The organism is Leptospira noumeaensis (genome assembly GCF_004770765.1).
In the GTDB taxonomy this organism is placed as follows: Bacteria; Spirochaetota; Leptospiria; order Leptospirales; family Leptospiraceae; genus Leptospira_A; species Leptospira_A noumeaensis.
This window is the reverse complement of the sequence record NZ_RQFK01000011.1, coordinates 301,029-316,743: the sequence shown is the minus strand read 5'-3', so window position 1 is coordinate 316,743 and position 15,715 is coordinate 301,029. Positions and strand designations below refer to the sequence as shown.

Here is a 15,715-nt window from a genome sequence, read left to right as displayed (position 1 = left end):
TTAAACTTTCTCCTTCGAAAATACAAGAGAGGCAGCTCCCAAAGTACCGGATAAACTTCCCCCGACGCCGATTTTTAATCTATCATTTAACACAGGAAATATTGTGGATCGAATTTCCGCCTCTAAGGTTTTACCAAATAAATCATAGGATTTTGTAATCCCTCCCACAAAAACAACAGCTTCTGGGTTTAATAAATGAATGGCGCCACGCACCGAATGGGCTAAAGCCAAGGTTCCAAAATTTAAAATTTCTTCCGCCACTTGGTCTTTTTTTCGAATCAGTTGGAAAAATTCTTCGGCCCCATGCAATCGGATATTTGTTTTTTCCAGATAACGGTTGATAAATCCCCGAGTAGAAAAATAACTTTCGACACAACCTTTGACCCCGCACCCGCAAAGGGCACCACCAATGACCGCTGTGGTATGGCCAATTTCTATACCATTGCCAAGATAACCGGAATACAAAATCCCTTTGTCAACAAACCCACCACCAACTCCTGTTCCTAGAGTTAAGATGAGTTGGGATTCTGAATCTTTATAAAAACCAAAATAGGCTTCACCAAGTGCTGCACAGTTGGCATCATTTTCATACCAGACGGGAAGTGAAAATTCTTTACTTAAGGATTCTTTGATGGGAAGGTTTTCTAGACCTTTCATATTGGCACTTGCGATCAAGACTCCCCGTTCATTGTCTAAGGGACCAGGAGATCCAACTCCAATTGCCTTTGCTTCTGGAACCAAAGGTCGGATGGTGTCTTTAAGAATGGTTAAAAAACGTTCATTGTTTAAATTTTCAGGAGTGGGGGAATGTGCCGATTGGAGTTCTTTTCCAGATTGATCGAATAGGCTCGCACGAATGCTTCCACCACCGATATCCACACCAATCGCCAAACCCAAACTCATTCTCCCTTAATGACCTGGTCGAACTTTCCGTTTTTCATTTCATAAACGGTTTGGGCATCGAAAGCCAGTTTCATATCATGTGTGACTAAAATGATGGAATGGTTTCGTTTGTTGTATTCGTTGAGTAGAAGTTGAACCAAATAACTATTTTCGGGATCTAAATCTCCGGACGGTTCGTCCGCAAATAAAATGGCAGGATCATTGATCAGAGAACGCGCAATGGCAGCTTTCTGAATTTGTCCCCCTGATAAAGTGCGAGGAAGGGAATTTTGAATGTCACCTAACTTTAAATGTTCGATCAAATAATCGCATTTACGAATGTAATCATCATTTGAAAACTTACGTGTAAATAAGGCGGGAAGGAGTATATTTTCTTTGATGGTTAAATTTCCCACAAGTTCGGAAAATTGAAAAACGAGTCCAAGGTCACGGGCACGAATTTCTGCGAGTTCCTGTTTGGAAATTTGGGAAAGTTTGATTTGGTCGTACAAAATGTCCCCTTCCGTGGGGGATAACATTCCGGTTAACATAGAAAGTAGGGTGGTTTTGCCAGATCCCGATGGTCCAATGATGGCAACATAGTCACCTTGGTTCACATCGAAACTTACGGAACTGACTGCTTCATCTTTGCCAAATCGTTTGGTTAGGCTGTGTACTCGGAGTAACATTATTTTTGTCTCCGAATGGATTTGTAAGGATCAATATAAGAACTGATTCCAATGGTAGGAACAGAAACCAAAAAACCAAGAGCGATAAAGAGAACCAAACAAGAAAAAATGGATTTCAGTTCACTAAAAATCCCAAAGTCGGGAGGTGGATTCAAACTTCCTAAATTGATAATGATTGCCAGTAGGAAACTGGGAAGAAATAGGAAAAATAAGGACAGTGAGTGTAGCCAAATACATCCCAGTCGGTTCCCTCCGATGGCCATCATCACTCCAATATCCCCAAGACCATGAAGGCAATGGAAGAAAAAGAGAGCCATCAGTGCAAAACTCGTAGCGAAAAAAAGAATCTGCGGAGATTGGTCAAAGGAAACGATACTAGTAAGGGACACACCTCCGTACAAATGGAAGTGAATCCTAATAGCGAGTAAAAAGAATGTAAAAACCAGGGCTCCGACGAGGCCATAGGCCATCGAATAGAGTCGATCCCGGAAGAGAAGTCGTAGAGCGAACGAAATGTAGGTGAGTTGTATCACTTCCAGGACAGAATTGACGTAAGACTCTTTTTTACCAACTAAAATAGGAAAATAGGAAGTAAGCGAATTTGGCATTTTTTATCTTTGTGGGAGCAGCTGTGATTATGCTCGGGTTTCTTTTGACCTTCATTGTGGGGCAAAGAAGGGATAGTTATGCCAAGGCTTTGAGTCTCGCCACACTTGGAAATTTTCTAGATGCAAGGGCTCTTGTTCGAGAAAAACTCGAGGAAGACCACCAGAACCCCTATGGTCACTATGTCATGGCAAAGATCTATGCCATGGAGAATGATCCCTTAAACGAGGCCAAACACCTCGAAATCATTAAAAAGAACAACCGATATACCAAAGAAATCGATTCTGTAACAGTTTCCAACCGCATTGCTGATATCTATTATAACAAAGATTTTTTTGAAGAAGCCTTCTTTCATTATTTGGACACCCTCCAAACCGATCGTTCCAATCCCATTGCCTGCCTTCGTTTGGGATTTATGGCCCTTGGCCAAAAAGAATTTAAAATAGCAGAACATTTTTTCTCACGTGTCCCAGAAGAAAAAATCAATCTTTCCTCTTACTTCATTGCTCGGGGTGTGATCTCTGGTGTGACTGGCGGGGGAAAGGAAAGGGAATACTTTGAAAAGGCATACAAACTAGAAAAGTCTCCTGTTTCTGGATTTTTATATGCGCTTTCTTTATCCCGTGAAAACAAACACAAAGATGCTGTAAAAACGGCTGTGGCCATCAGCGAACAGATCGAAGACGAGTTTGTTCGGTTTACTTTGTTTCAGTTTTTAATGACAGAAGCCATCCTTATGCAAAATTTTCCTGAAGCATTGAAGTATGGAAGGTTGTGTATGGAAATGGCAAGGCTCAATGCCTGGCCGAGTGAAATTATAGAAACAAGCATCCACTTTGCAATGATTACCGTGTATATGGGTAGGCTTGATGATGCCTCCGAATATTTGATTGAAGCAGAAGCAGAAAGATTGGATGATCCGGATGTTGTGGCACTTGCGAATTTAAAATATAGATTGGAACGAGGTACTGGGACTGTCGAGTCACTCACCCATGAGTATGACCTTTCCCGGGAACTCAATTTACTTTCTGTGAACTTATTTCCCAATTCCAGATACTTTGAACTGAGTGGGATGCGTTCTTCCAAACCATTTAATATCAAAGGGATGGTGGATGATGCAGGAAAAAAACTAACTTCTAAACTAGATATGCTCGGCCTCGATAAATTTGAAAAGTTTATTAGCCTTCCGGGAACCAATTTCAAAAACCAAGCCACTCGAATGGTGATGAGTATGGGATACCGCGTCACAAAAGAAATGTCGAACCCGGAAGCGGATGGGGTGAACTTACTTGCCTCTTCCAAAGAGGATGTAAACAAAAGAGCTTTATTCCGAGTTCGAAAATGGAAGGATGCCAAAGTATCCGATGTATTCCTTCGCGAGATGACAAACCAAATGGAAGAGTTAGGCGCCACCAAAGGTTATGTAATTGGAAATTTTGATGTCACAGAAGCTGGGAAAAAAATCATCGCAGCCAGTAACGGTGCTCTTGAGATGTACAGTGGGGATTTGTTTGAAGACCTTCTGAACAAAACAATGTAATGAAATCTTATACAAAACAAATTTGGTTTTTTCTATTCATTTTTAGTTTTTCGTATGGTTGCCAAATCCAAACATCTGGTTCCAAGCCTTTAGATAAGCCTGTGGATCTGAATGAAGTAGGGCAGACACAAACTAGGGAAGGAAATCTAAGCTCAACCCGACGAGAGTCCCAAACAATTTCCTGTCCCATTCCTTTCAGCGTTGGAAAGGTGTATGGAACCTCCATTTCTAAATTTGACCAAACTGTCATTGTCTCAGAACTAAAAATTTTACTTTCCGATCTTTGTTTGGGTGAGTTTACCCATCTCATCAGCCTTGTCCATCCCACCAAAGGTTTGTATGTTGATGCCAAAGGATACTGGACAGTCGAGGAAGTGAAAGCGGATTTAAAAGATCCCAACGGATATTTCCAGGTTTATTATTTTCATTCCGAGAAATTAGATTCCAAAAAGGGAAGTTCTGGAAATTTAACTGTCCGCGATGTGTTTTTGACAGCAAAACAAGTGTCAGTTGATTTTTATGTGGGTTCTAGTGAAGAAGTGGAAGTGAAGTTTCGGTTTTTAGAGAACCCAAAACTAGAAAGGTATTTAATCAATCCTAGTTTTGTCAAAGCGGAGGGGAAATGGTTTCTCCTCCGAATGTTTTAGTTTACCTAGTTCCTGTAATGACTTGTTTGACAATTTCAGAAGCGGTGGCGAGAGGATTTAGTTTTTTCGCGTCAGTCACTTGTTTGGTGGCAGTTTTTTCATCAAATCCTAGTTGGATGAGGGCAAGTGTTGCTAAGTCTATTTCTCTATCTTCCGATTCTGTTTTAGATGATTCGTCACTTAAAAAGATTTCTAATTTTTTTAAGTTTTGTTTGATTTCAAATAAGATTTTTTCTGAGGTTTTGCCTTTGACTTTGGGAATTTTTTCCAAAGTTTTTCTATCATCTTCTTTTGCAATTTTATACAAATCGTCGGCATGGAAAAAAGAAAGGATTTTGAGTGCGGTGAGTTCACCAATTCCATGAAGTGATTTGATGAGTTGGAAAAGTTCGCGGTCTTTCCTTGTAGAAAATCCAAAGAGTCGTTCTCCGCGATCGGTGATGGAATGAAAGATGTGGATAAAAATCTCTTCTTTCATTTTGTCCTTACATTCTAAATGCAAAGGAAACGGAATGTGGATTTCGTAACCGACACCCGCCACATCTAGGACAAGATGGTCCATTTCTAGTTGAATTAATTTCCCGCGTAAACTTGCAATCATCCTTTGAATCCTACTTCCAAAATCTAAGATCCCACCGGTTTGACCACCAATCTTTTTATCACAGAATCACAATGCGTGAATCCACTCATTGGAAACCCTGGAAGAGTATCTTAAAAAAAGAAAAGGAGGTTGAGTTTTTTTTAAAACTTACGTAAAACCTTTGTGGTGAAACGAATTCGGATCTCAAAACATCCTCATCTGGCTCAGTATCTAACTCTAGCAGATCTCTTTAAAAATTTACCGCATACAGTGCTTCGGGAACTGAAGGAAAACACAGTTCGGGAATTTTTAGTAGGTGGTGAGGTGTTATTTGCTGAAAATTCCGATGGAAATGATTTGTACATTTTGGCCGCAGGAAAATTGCGTTATGAAAAACGCGGGTCAGATGGTTCTGTTCGTGATGTGGGAGAATTCAAACGACTAGACATCATTGGGGAACTCAGTCTCATCACTGGGGAAAAACGTTCCGCCACTGTCAAAGCCATCCGCGATTCGGAACTCATTCGTGTTCCCCGGGACATTGCTCTGTCTATCCTTCTCAAATATCCCGAAAGCCTTTTACAAATTACCAAAATCATCGCCGAACGTTTAGCAAATGCCAAAACAGAAAACAAAGGGTTTGTTCCTGTTTCTCGCACCTTTTCCATTCTTTCAGCCTTACCAAAAGATTGTTTGGATGAAATCATTCATAAAATGGGTCTCGTGTTTTTGCGGTATGGATCCTTTTGTGTGGTGGATGAAACTTTTTTTCTGGAACGAACAAGCGAGTTACAGACGTTAGAGGAAAAAGACCGTGAACCTTGGATCATTCGATTTTTTTCGCAATTGGAAGCGGAGTTTGATTATGTTTTTTATTTATTAGAAGATAAAAAAGATGTGTCAGCTTGGATGAGGAGAGCCCTTCGCCAATCCGATACCATTTTATACATTAAGGATGCAAACTCAGATCCAAATTGTATCCATTTAGAATCTATTTTAGATCCCAAACAATTCAAAGAGATCAATCATGTTTTGGTTCTCCTCCAACCAGATCCATTGGTTGTAGTCCCTGGAACCATCCGACATTTACACAAAAGAAAGTTTAACCGTCATTATCATGTTCATTTGGATAGGCTCGATACTTGGGAAAGGTTGGGGCGAGGACTCCTTGGAAAATCCATTGGACTTTCTCTGGGTGGAGGCGGTGCCAAAGGTTTTGCACATTTGGGAGTTTTATCTGCTTTGGAAGAACACCAAATTCCGATTGATATGGTTTCTGGAACCAGTGCCGGATCTATTTTTTCTGCGCTCATTGCCATGGGGGAAACAAGTTCTGGTAGTAAGGAAAAAGCCAAAGCATTTTGGATCTCCAAAGACTTGTTAAACGAATATACGGTTCCTGTTTTATCCCTCACTACAGGAAAAAAATACACAGAGGCCATTCGCCAATTTTTTGGATCCATCCAAATTGAAGATTTGTGGATTCCTTATTATGCCATCTCCACCGATCTTTCCCATTCAGAAATTCATGTACATGACAAAGGAGATTTATGGAAGGCCATTCGTGCGAGTACCTCAATTCCCGGAGTGGTTCCTCCTTTCATTGATGATGGAGTGGTTTATGTGGATGGAGGAGTATTGGATAATGTTCCTGGGATCACTCTGAAAGAACGAGGTGCCGGAAAAATCATTTCTGTGGATGTGTTCGGGGATATTTATCCTGACCAAGACAAAGAACTCTGCACTTATTTTGATCAAACAAATCCAGGGGTGATGACAAACCCTCTCATACAAATTACTAACCTCATCAACTTCAATGAAATTTTAAGACCTAAATTTCCTCCTATTGGTGATATCATCATTCGTTCGATTTTGGCTTCGAGTCGGGACCGCATCCGCCAAACAGAAAAAATTTCTGATTTATTTTTACAAATCCCTACAAATAATTTTGGACTTTTGGATTGGTTTGCATATGAACGTTTGATGGAACTAGGATATGTTTCTTCCATTGATAAAATCAAAAGAAACAAAGAAAAATTTCTAAATCCTTCTTTACAATAAATTCTAAACCTTATCATACAAAGTATGTTTGTAATTTCTCGAATTTATAGATTTTTATCTGGTTTTATTTTTTTTCTACTTCTTGGAAATTCTCTTATCGCCCAAAACTTAGACTCGTTAGTTGCCTCCGTTTATAACAAACAAGAAACACTCCTCATTCGTAATGAAATTCGAAAACGTTTGGAGGATCGTGCCAATGACCCATCTGTAAAAGAAATTGTGCAGTCACTAAGAGTTTGGGCCGCTTTTGAATCCATACCCGCTCCTGAATTTGCAGAAGGGGTCGAAAGGTTTGTCATTTTAAAAGACTATGGATACACTTGGGAAGAAACAGAAGAATTGATTCCTTATTTCATCACAGCAAAACCTAACAAAAAAGACATCCCTTATCTTGGAAAATTTTTTAAAGAAACCACAAAATCAAAACTTCCTGAAGATACGGTTCTTGAAATTTTAAGAGTTGCCAGGGCCAAACAATGGAGTGGAGCTTCCGTATTAGTTGCCGGACGATTGGTGGTTCTCTCGCGTAAAAAGGAAGAAAATTCCAATGCCACCCTCAAAAGTTTGGAGGCAGTCCTTCCGAAACAAATCCAAACTCTCAGTGATGAGAAAAAAAACAAATTCCTAGATGAATGGTTTCAGAAGGAAGGAAAAAAAATAGAAGTTAAGGATTGGGAAATTGTAAAAGCCGACACCATCCAAGTCCTTAGTCCTACTTCCACAAAAGAAAATTTTCAAAAATCAGAAAGACGCACAGAAATTGTTTGGAATGAACAAGGCGAGTGGGTTACAAAAGAACGCCCGAAACTAGATCCAAACATTCTATTTTTAGAAGAACTAAATTCTCCTTCAGTTCAAACAACTGTGGGTGAAAAAGACAAACGTAAGTTAGTGGAAACTGTTGGCCAAACTTGGATAGGAACTCCGTATTTGTATGGTGGGTATTCCAAAAGAGGAGTGGACTGTTCTGGACTTACCAAATCCATATTAACCGATTCAAAAATTGGAATGAATGAAAAAACAATTCCCCGATCCGCGAGAGACCAAGCACAGATTGGTAAGTCAGTTTCACGCGACAAACAACAAATGGGAAATTTAGTATTTTTCTCTGCATCACCAAACACAAGTAAAATCACTCATGTCGGAATGGTTTTAGAAAATGGAAATTTTATCCATGCCTCTACGAGTCGTGGTGTGGTCATCCAATCCTTAAACGAAAAATGGTGGAAGGAAAGGTATATCACAGGCCGTGACGTATTTACGGGAGCTAAATAGATGGCTAAAAAAAGAGCATTGGTATTGTCGGGTGGTGGTGCAAGAGGTGCCTACCAAGCAGGTGTTCTGCGGTATTTAGAAGAGATCCATTGGAAACCTGACATCATTTGTGGGACATCGGTTGGTGCCATCAACGCCTGTGCCATTGGTTCAGGAATGAATTCCAGCAGACTTTCTGAATTATGGCTACGTTTGAACCAAAAAAATATCATGCGTTATTCAGTCTGGAATATGCTAAAGGGTCTTTTTCGAAGAAAATACTATCCCCTTGTGGAAACCTATCCCTTAAAAAAATTCATCCACGAAAATATGGATTTTACCGCACTCAACGAATCCAAAACAAAAGTGATTATCTCGGCTGTGAATATCCTCACTTCAGAATTAAAGTTTTTTGAAAATCCTAGTTTAAGAATCGAACATATCTTAGCATCTTCTGCCATTCCCATGATCTTTCCTTGGCAAGTGATTGATGGGGAACCTTATTGGGATGGAGGAGTGATGGCTAATACTCCGATTTTGCCCGCGCTCACTCACGAGGCCTCTGAAATAGTTGTCGTCCTTCTTTCTCCTGTGGGAGGAGTTCAGATGATGGAGACACCGGAAACCAAGGACGAAGCCTTAGAAAGATTATTTGAACTTTATTTACTTGGTTCTTATCGCAGTGTCGAACAAGGATTTGAATATAGAAAGGCTGTGATGCAAGGCCTCACACCAATAGAAAACTTTCTACTAGGACTACGCACACAATTTAAAAATGCAAAAGTTTCCGTAATTGCTCCCAAACGAATGTTAGGTCTTGTGAGTATCTTAAATTTTAAAAAGGAACAAGCAGAAATCTTACTTAGGCACGGTTACGAAGATGCCAAAGAGTATTTTACCTTGAACCAGAGTCCAAAGTAAAATACTTTATCATGGTTAGTTTCTAGAACTTACCATAATGTAAACAGAATGGGCACTGTATTCAAAGGTTTGGGAAAGGGAATTTGGATCAATCCTAGAATTTCCATTTCCTACTTCTCTGATATAAGTTACGGAAACAGAAGATTTGGATGTCACCCAGGAAAATCCTAAACTGAGTCCTTTGTTTCTAGAGTATTCATTTCTGGGGTTCGTTCCCGACCTTGCCACTTTGTAAACCAAACTATTGTCTCCGGAATTTACCTGCACTTGGTTTCCGTAAGCATTTTGTAAGTATAAATCGACTGCGGACTCTGTCCAAGAAATTGGTTTTGTATTGGGTTCGTTTGTGTAAATGCCACCTAACACTGAAAATGTGTCTGCCAAATAATATTCCATACCCGCCGCAAAGTTGGTGGTTGATGCCCTTGTCAGTTCTCGAATTTCCGTATCGTTGATGGTATAAGTGACTCTTCTTCCAAAGGTACTAATTTCGTCCTGGTTCATCCGAGATTTGTATCCTGTGGTGTGGATCATATCGAAGGAGGCGAGAAACCTTGATGTAGGAAAAAATGCAATTCCGAATCGCATCTCCGACGTTTGTGGGATGGAAGTGGTGAGTTTTGGTTTTTGAGTGAGAACTCCCGCCTCAATGGAAGAGGCTCCGTCTCCCGTTCCTTCGATAAAATCGATTGCAGAGGATCCAGGCCTTCTGGTAGAGTCCGCGTAAACTTCATTGTATAACCTGTTTCCGCCCATAACAAAGATTCGGCGGTAACTAAATCCCAGTGACACCTTTTGTATGGGTTGGTATTGGATTCCAATGACCGGCATAATTCCCGAAGTTCTACGGTTGTCCACATAGGAACGCATAACGTAACTTAGATCAGAAAATTGTTGGAACTGAGTCCTTGAAACTTCTTTTGTATCGTTTAAGTAATAAAGTGTAGCACCTACGGAAAGTTTATCGGAGAGAAGGTAAGCTGCGCTTGGACCTACTAGAAGTTGGTTGTATCTTTCTTTTGTATAGTTTCTCGTGGAATTGATTGAGGGAGATACAAGAGGGTAGTTTACTTGATCCACTCGGTTGTATGAATAATTGTAAGTATTGACGATCGAAAAGGCAAACTTCCAGCGATCAAAGTTCTTTAACAAACCGATAAAGTTTGGATCAAATCCTTGGTGGGTTTGGTTGTAAACCTGGCCTGGGGTATCGATGTTGATATAACTTCGTTTTACATCTTTAAAATTACTGGCGGAAATGGAGATTCCGTCGTTGTAAGTAAAACCAAGACCTGCTGGGTTGTAATAGGCACCTGACGGATCATCTGCAATGGCTGTAAAAGCCCCACCGAGACCAGCAGCACGTTCCCCATAAAACCCTTGGACATTATGGTAAGGCTCCGAAGCAAAAAGTACACTTGGTGTCAGGAGTAATGAGGTAAGTAATAATTTGTAAGTTTTCATTTGGTATTTTTATTATGATTAGATTTGGTAAATGGTATTGGTTCCAGATGGTATAAGTATGTAGACTTCATTGCCGCTTGCATTGATCGTATAACGCCAAATAACAGATGTTGCTACTTGGTCTGCGTCTCCGTAAAAATCTACGTAATATACTGGGCCACCGCTATTAACATTTTTAAAGTATTCTCCCCAACCGATATATTCGTCAGGAAAGTCATTTGGATCTATGCCAGCAGGCATAATCACATAGGCGTCGTATTCAGTAAATCCGACTGCCACTCCAATACCACCACCACCAGAAGGTAAAGGCGAAGTAGTAAAATCTACGAATACATCCCATTCGAATTTGTAGGCATTGGCTCCTGTTTCATAAAACTCGCCATAGATATCATAATCAAAGTAACCAAGTTCTTCGTATTCATCATTCGAATTATCATTCAAATCATAATAATCTACCGCAAAATATCCAGTATCCCCATTTTCATCATAGGTTTCTTCTAAATAATATTCATAACCATTGTTATTGTCTATGTATTCTGTGGTGACATAGCCACCAAAATCATTGGTTTTTCCTTTGACTGAGGTTGTGACCTTGTCCCCGGAACTATCGTAAACATTGCTATAACTAAGGGTCACACAATTATTTGCATTGGCATTTGTGTCGTTATCACATTCTTCAAAGGTAAATCTTGTTGTCGATTTGTCAGTGCTTCCAGATGTAGTTGTGACTTGTTTGATATTGAGGATGGCCTTGTCTTTTTTTCCGGCTTGGGTGATGTATGTGATCGAGGCTTCCACACTGAGAGAAATTCCAAACACTTTTAAGGAACGTGTGATGGAACTAAAAATTTTTGATTTATCTGTTTTGAATTTTAAACTTTTTTGAAACTTATTATTAGAAGGGCAGGGTTGTGGTGTGCCAATAGATTCAGCAAACGAATAGGAAATTTCCGCATCGTACTCGTTATTGGATAGTGTTTTGTACACCATAGCGGGTGTAGGTACAGTTTGTCCGATATAAGGAAGGATCCCTTCATTTTGTAAACTGGCAAGTTCTCCTCTTGCTTCTTCCGCGCTGAGTCCCAGTCGTTCAATCCCTTCTAGGAATTCGTTTTCCATTGAGGGAGTGATACTTACCGTCGATGTCCCACCAGGAACACAAACACCTGGGTTTCTTTTGGCTACATTATAGGCACCACTGATGAGCACCAAGTCTCGTTTGGAATCTCTGAGGATTTCAGAAACAATGGACGTTCCTTCTGTTAAAAATGCCTGCCCAGTAAACCCATAGTCAAAAGTGTCTTGGGCAATTCCTTTGGAAACGGAAATGAACTTTTTGTTTTTCGTTGTTTTACCAAGGGAAGCTCCAAGACCAGATGATGGTTTGCGGATGGAACGAGGAACGGCCACACTCAGATTGGATGGAAGTTCGGAATTGATATTGGAGTTAAGCAGGCTTCGGACAAGGAAACGAGTTACAAGAGCTGAGAGTGAATTACTTTCGTCTTTTTCTTTTTTACAACTCGTAAAGGTGAAGAAAATCAGAAGGAATATTAGAAAAAGATGATGCATCACGCGTTCATTTCAAGAATGCGAAAGGAAATGTCAATTCTAAAGTCTTTCTATAAAAAAAGAGTTTTCAGCAATTAGGTGAAAATACATAATTTATTGCATGAGAGCTCTGTCTCACACCTTTTTGTTTCTTTTTTTAGCACAAACACTCATAGCTAAGGGCAATGTATACGTACAAAGCACAAAGGCAAAACTCCTTTCCCAACCGAAACTCAGTGCCGATGGATTCCCATTACAAATGGGGGACGTACTCGCACCTGTCAGTGAACAAGGACTTTTTGTACAGGTTCGGGCAGAGAATCGTTCCGGTTGGGTCTCCAAACTCTTTGTATCTCCTCTTCCTCCCGGAAACCAAATCAAACTAGGCATTACTTCCAATTCTTCTGAGGCAGTGGTGGCAAGACAGAGAGCCTCCGATTTTACAAAAACAGCGGCAGCACGTGGCCTTTCGGAAACACAAAAAATGAGAGTCCGAGGGGAAGGGGATCTGTATGATTTTGAGTCCTTACGTTGGGTAGAATCTGTTCCGTTTCCAGAACAACTGAGTCAACAGGATCAGCCAAACTCTAGAGTTGAAAATTTAAATATTAGTAATTCAGTGTATTCTAATTCTGAATTGAATGTTTTGGCAGAGACAAAAGCGGAAGTAAAAGTAGGGCGTTCTCTTGCTGCTAGATTATTAAAAAAATATCCAGTGGTAAAAGATACGGAACTCACAGGTTACTTAAACACCATTGCCTCTCGTCTGGCTTCTGTGTCATCTAGGAAAGATTTAAGTTTTCGTGTGGGAGTGATTGAATCAAATGAAGTCAATGCTTTTGCTTGTCCCGGTGGATTTGTGTTTCTAACAACGGGAACATTAAAAAAAATACAAACAGAATCAGAACTTGCGGGGATCATTGGTCATGAAATGGGTCACATCGTTTTGTTTCACAATGGTGAGTTCAAACAATCAAATTTGTTTTTGGACATTTTGTCCGGCCTACTATCGCCACCGGGTGGTGAAGTTGTGAATGCAGCCACTTCTACACTACTCGATGAAATGGAAAAACAACTTTTTGAAACAGGTAGAGACATGAAATTAGAATTGGAAGCAGATGAAGCTGCCGTTGGCCTGACAGGCCAAGTAGGGTATTCTCCCACTGGACTTTCTAGTTTTTTAAATACAATATCTAAAGCAGAAGGGACAGAATCCTTAAAAAAAACACATCCTGACACCACGACTCGTATCGCCAAATTAGTATATTTCGAATCAATTCTTTCAACTGATAACACACCTTTTGTCAAAGACCGCTGGAGTGAATTCAAATCAAAACTCAAACCATGAAACAAAAAAAATACCTTTTTCCTTTGATTCTGATGGTTCTAATCCCAGGAACCATTCTTGGTCTTGTCTCTTTATTCGGTTTTTCTAATACTTTAAATCGAAAATTATCTGATTCACTTTTTCATCTACTACCATCTCATCATAAGTTTTCTAAAGATATTGTCATTATTGATATTGATGAACAGAGCATTGCAAAGTATGCCGATCATCCAGAACTCGGGCAGTGGCCTTGGAAAAGAAATATATATCCGACAATCATCGGTTATACCAAACTCATTACTCCTCCGAAAATCACCATCATAGATATTATGTTTACCGAAAGGTCTGATTATGATGAAGCTTTGGTCGCCGCCAATCAAAGTTTAGGTGAGATTTCGCATGCGGCCAATTTCCGGGATGGAGGGATTGTGATCCCAAGGGAGGAAGATGGGATACTTGCCGAAAAGTTCAATGTTCCTTTACCCGAGAATTCACCGTTTCCGCGTTATGAAAATGCATCTTTCCCTATTGGGGAAATTGGAATTACTGCACCAATGTTACATGTGGTGAATGTCATTCCAGATAATGATGGAATCCTTCGTCGGTTTACCCCATTCATTCGGTGGAAAAATAATCATTTTCCTACGCTCGCCTTGCAAGCATTTGTTACTGGACAAAGTTATGAAACGGAATGGAAAAATGATAATTTTACGATTCAAAAAGAGGGGATAAAAAGAGAAATCCCTTTGGGTAAGGACGGACTGGTTCGTGCCTATTTTTATACAGAAGAAGAAATTCGAAACATTCCTCGTTACTCGGCTGCAGGAATCATTGAGTCCTTAAACCAACTCAATTCGAGTGAAGTGGAAGATCCTGAAAAACTTTTAGTTCCTCCTACACTATTTGAAAACAAAATTGTTTTGATTGGAACTTCTGCGGCATCGACCCACGATGATGTGGTGACACCATTCGGTCTTTTTCCGGGTGTGATTGGTCAGGCGGTATTTGCCTCTAATTTGATTGAAGGCCATATGCTAAAAGAACTTCCTGAGGTTTGGGGTATAGGATTTACTCTTTTTATCCTGATCGTAGGTGTGGTCATACTTTTTGTCAACCAATGGCATTTTTTAAGAAATATTTATCCAGTCCTCGCCATTTCAATGTTTGTTGGTTTGTTTTATTTTTTATATCGAATGGATTTGGTTCTAGCAAGTTCCCCTTTTATCATCGCCTTTCCTCTTTCTTATCTCATGGGATTTGCATATCTCACATATACCGAAGGAAAAGAAAAACGAAAATTCAATAGTGTTTTGCGTAACCTAGTTGATCCTGGGGTTGTGAGTGAAGCTCTCGAAAATATGGAATCTCTGAAAAAGGGAGGAGAGTGGGAAATTACTGCATTTTTTTCTGATGTTGCAGGATTTTCAAGTATCAGTGAGGAACTGAGTGCCAGTGATTTGGCAAGGTTACTGAATGAATACTTGTCTGCGATGACAAAAATTCTAAAAGTTAACTCTGGAACTTTGGATAAATACATTGGTGATGCCATTGTGGGAATTTTTGGAGCTCCCATTCAAAATAAAGAACATCCAAGGCTTGCTTGTAAAACGGCACTCGAAATGGTGAATGAACTGGAAGTGTTACGATCTGTTTGGAATGAAAAAATGGATTATACCAAAACAGCCCGTGAGATGAAGTTCCGTATTGGTCTGAACTGTGGACCAGCTAAGGTTGGTTTTATGGGAACCGATAGTTTGGCTTCGTACACGATGATGGGGGATACGGTAAACTTAGCGGCACGATTGGAAGCAGCAGCAAAAGATTACGGAACCTCTATCCTTGTCTCTGAAAGTATTGAATCTGTTTGTAAAGATGAATTCCATTTTCGATTTTTGGATTGGATTCGTGTGAAGGGAAAGGAAGCTCCTGTTAAAATCTATAGTTTGGTGTCCTATAGTTCAGAACTCACTCCCAAGGGAATAGAAGCCGAAAAAATGTATGAAGAGGGATTTCGGTTGTATTCCAATCGCGAGTGGGAAAAAGCCATCAGTTGCTTTGAAACTGTATCCAAAATTTATGGATACAAAGACGTCGCAAGCCATCTTCTCATCAAAAGATGCCAGACATTGTTTCAAAATCCTCCCGCAGAAGGATGGGACGGAGTGTTCACAAGAACCACTAAATAATCTACTA

At 40.0% G+C, this 15,715-nt stretch carries 13 protein-coding genes; 7 read left to right on the top strand and 6 right to left on the bottom strand.

What is annotated here, in order from left to right:
- Genes EHQ24_RS04630 through EHQ24_RS04620 form a run of 3 tightly spaced genes read right to left on the bottom strand, consistent with a single transcriptional unit; the run spans window position 1 to window position 2,179 of the window.
- A complete protein-coding gene (locus EHQ24_RS04630) occupies window positions 1–903 on the bottom strand; it encodes an ROK family protein (protein ID WP_425270066.1) in 903 nt (300 codons plus the stop codon).
- Complete coding sequence (locus EHQ24_RS04625) at window positions 900–1,571, bottom strand: ABC transporter ATP-binding protein (RefSeq protein ID WP_100790243.1); 672 nt, start codon at window positions 1,569–1,571, stop codon at window positions 900–902. The genes EHQ24_RS04630 and EHQ24_RS04625 overlap by 4 nt, the downstream gene beginning before the upstream one ends.
- Window positions 1,571–2,179, bottom strand: a complete 609-nt coding sequence (locus tag EHQ24_RS04620) for an ABC transporter permease (RefSeq protein ID WP_135600504.1) — start codon at window positions 2,177–2,179, stop codon at window positions 1,571–1,573. The genes EHQ24_RS04625 and EHQ24_RS04620 overlap by 1 nt, the downstream gene beginning before the upstream one ends.
- Here EHQ24_RS04620 and EHQ24_RS04615 point away from each other — a divergent pair.
- On the top strand, window positions 2,173–3,717 hold the full coding sequence (locus tag EHQ24_RS04615) for a restriction endonuclease (RefSeq protein WP_135600503.1): 1,545 nt from the start codon (window positions 2,173–2,175) through the stop codon (window positions 3,715–3,717). The genes EHQ24_RS04620 and EHQ24_RS04615 overlap by 7 nt on opposite strands.
- Entirely contained in the window at window positions 3,717–4,364 is a 648-nt protein-coding gene (locus tag EHQ24_RS04610; protein WP_135600502.1) for a hypothetical protein, read from the top strand. The genes EHQ24_RS04615 and EHQ24_RS04610 overlap by 1 nt, the downstream gene beginning before the upstream one ends.
- A 1-nt stretch (window position 4,365) precedes the next feature.
- On the opposite strand, the gene ruvA is transcribed toward EHQ24_RS04610, so the two are convergent.
- Window positions 4,366–4,965 carry a Holliday junction branch migration protein RuvA gene (gene ruvA / locus EHQ24_RS04605; RefSeq protein WP_135600501.1) on the bottom strand — a complete coding sequence of 200 codons (600 nt, stop codon included), beginning with the start codon at window positions 4,963–4,965 and terminating at the stop codon, window positions 4,366–4,368.
- 165 nt (window positions 4,966–5,130) lie between these two features.
- Between ruvA and EHQ24_RS04600 the strand changes: the two genes are divergently transcribed.
- From EHQ24_RS04600 to EHQ24_RS04590, 3 genes are read left to right on the top strand one after another with little or no spacing between them, the layout of a single operon-like run.
- Window positions 5,131–7,005: a patatin-like phospholipase family protein gene (locus EHQ24_RS04600; protein ID WP_135600500.1), complete on the top strand. Its 1,875-nt coding sequence runs from the start codon at window positions 5,131–5,133 to the stop codon at window positions 7,003–7,005.
- A 24-nt stretch (window positions 7,006–7,029) separates the two neighbouring features.
- Window positions 7,030–8,280: a C40 family peptidase gene (locus EHQ24_RS04595; RefSeq protein WP_135600499.1), complete on the top strand. Its 1,251-nt coding sequence runs from the start codon at window positions 7,030–7,032 to the stop codon at window positions 8,278–8,280.
- Window positions 8,281–9,180, top strand: a complete 900-nt coding sequence (locus tag EHQ24_RS04590) for a patatin-like phospholipase family protein (RefSeq protein WP_135600498.1) — start codon at window positions 8,281–8,283, stop codon at window positions 9,178–9,180.
- 15 nt (window positions 9,181–9,195) lie between these two features.
- On the opposite strand, the gene EHQ24_RS04585 is transcribed toward EHQ24_RS04590, so the two are convergent.
- Together EHQ24_RS04585 and EHQ24_RS04580 are read right to left on the bottom strand one after the other, a co-directional pair.
- Window positions 9,196–10,644, bottom strand: a complete 1,449-nt coding sequence (locus EHQ24_RS04585; protein ID WP_135600497.1) for an OmpP1/FadL family transporter — start codon at window positions 10,642–10,644, stop codon at window positions 9,196–9,198.
- A gap of 18 nt (window positions 10,645–10,662) precedes the next feature.
- Window positions 10,663–12,216, bottom strand: a complete 1,554-nt coding sequence (locus EHQ24_RS04580) for a hypothetical protein (RefSeq protein ID WP_135600496.1) — start codon at window positions 12,214–12,216, stop codon at window positions 10,663–10,665.
- A gap of 100 nt (window positions 12,217–12,316) precedes the next feature.
- Here EHQ24_RS04580 and EHQ24_RS04575 point away from each other — a divergent pair, with 100 nt between their 5' ends.
- Together EHQ24_RS04575 and EHQ24_RS04570 are read left to right on the top strand one after the other, a co-directional pair.
- Window positions 12,317–13,543: a M48 family metalloprotease gene (locus tag EHQ24_RS04575; RefSeq protein WP_135600495.1), complete on the top strand. Its 1,227-nt coding sequence runs from the start codon at window positions 12,317–12,319 to the stop codon at window positions 13,541–13,543.
- On the top strand, window positions 13,540–15,708 hold the full coding sequence (locus EHQ24_RS04570) for an adenylate/guanylate cyclase domain-containing protein (RefSeq protein WP_135600494.1): 2,169 nt from the start codon (window positions 13,540–13,542) through the stop codon (window positions 15,706–15,708). The genes EHQ24_RS04575 and EHQ24_RS04570 overlap by 4 nt, the downstream gene beginning before the upstream one ends.
- Window positions 15,709–15,715 lie beyond the last annotated feature (7 nt).

Bases quoted from the DNA above. Each gene is read 5' to 3' on its own strand.
- EHQ24_RS04590 (WP_135600498.1), top strand. From the start codon at position 8,281: ATGGCTAAAAAAAGAGCATTGGTATTGTCGGGTGGTGGTGCAAGAGGT.
- EHQ24_RS04580 (WP_135600496.1), bottom strand. From the start codon at position 12,216: ATGCATCATCTTTTTCTAATATTCCTTCTGATTTTCTTCACCTTTACG.
- ruvA (WP_135600501.1), bottom strand. From the start codon at position 4,965: ATGATTGCAAGTTTACGCGGGAAATTAATTCAACTAGAAATGGACCAT.
- EHQ24_RS04585 (WP_135600497.1), bottom strand. From the start codon at position 10,644: ATGAAAACTTACAAATTATTACTTACCTCATTACTCCTGACACCAAGT.
- EHQ24_RS04620 (WP_135600504.1), bottom strand. From the start codon at position 2,179: ATGCCAAATTCGCTTACTTCCTATTTTCCTATTTTAGTTGGTAAAAAA.
- EHQ24_RS04630 (WP_425270066.1), bottom strand. From the start codon at position 903: ATGAGTTTGGGTTTGGCGATTGGTGTGGATATCGGTGGTGGAAGCATT.
- EHQ24_RS04595 (WP_135600499.1), top strand. From the start codon at position 7,030: ATGTTTGTAATTTCTCGAATTTATAGATTTTTATCTGGTTTTATTTTT.
- EHQ24_RS04610 (WP_135600502.1), top strand. From the start codon at position 3,717: ATGAAATCTTATACAAAACAAATTTGGTTTTTTCTATTCATTTTTAGT.
- EHQ24_RS04570 (WP_135600494.1), top strand. From the start codon at position 13,540: ATGAAACAAAAAAAATACCTTTTTCCTTTGATTCTGATGGTTCTAATC.
- EHQ24_RS04575 (WP_135600495.1), top strand. From the start codon at position 12,317: ATGAGAGCTCTGTCTCACACCTTTTTGTTTCTTTTTTTAGCACAAACA.
- EHQ24_RS04625 (WP_100790243.1), bottom strand. From the start codon at position 1,571: ATGTTACTCCGAGTACACAGCCTAACCAAACGATTTGGCAAAGATGAA.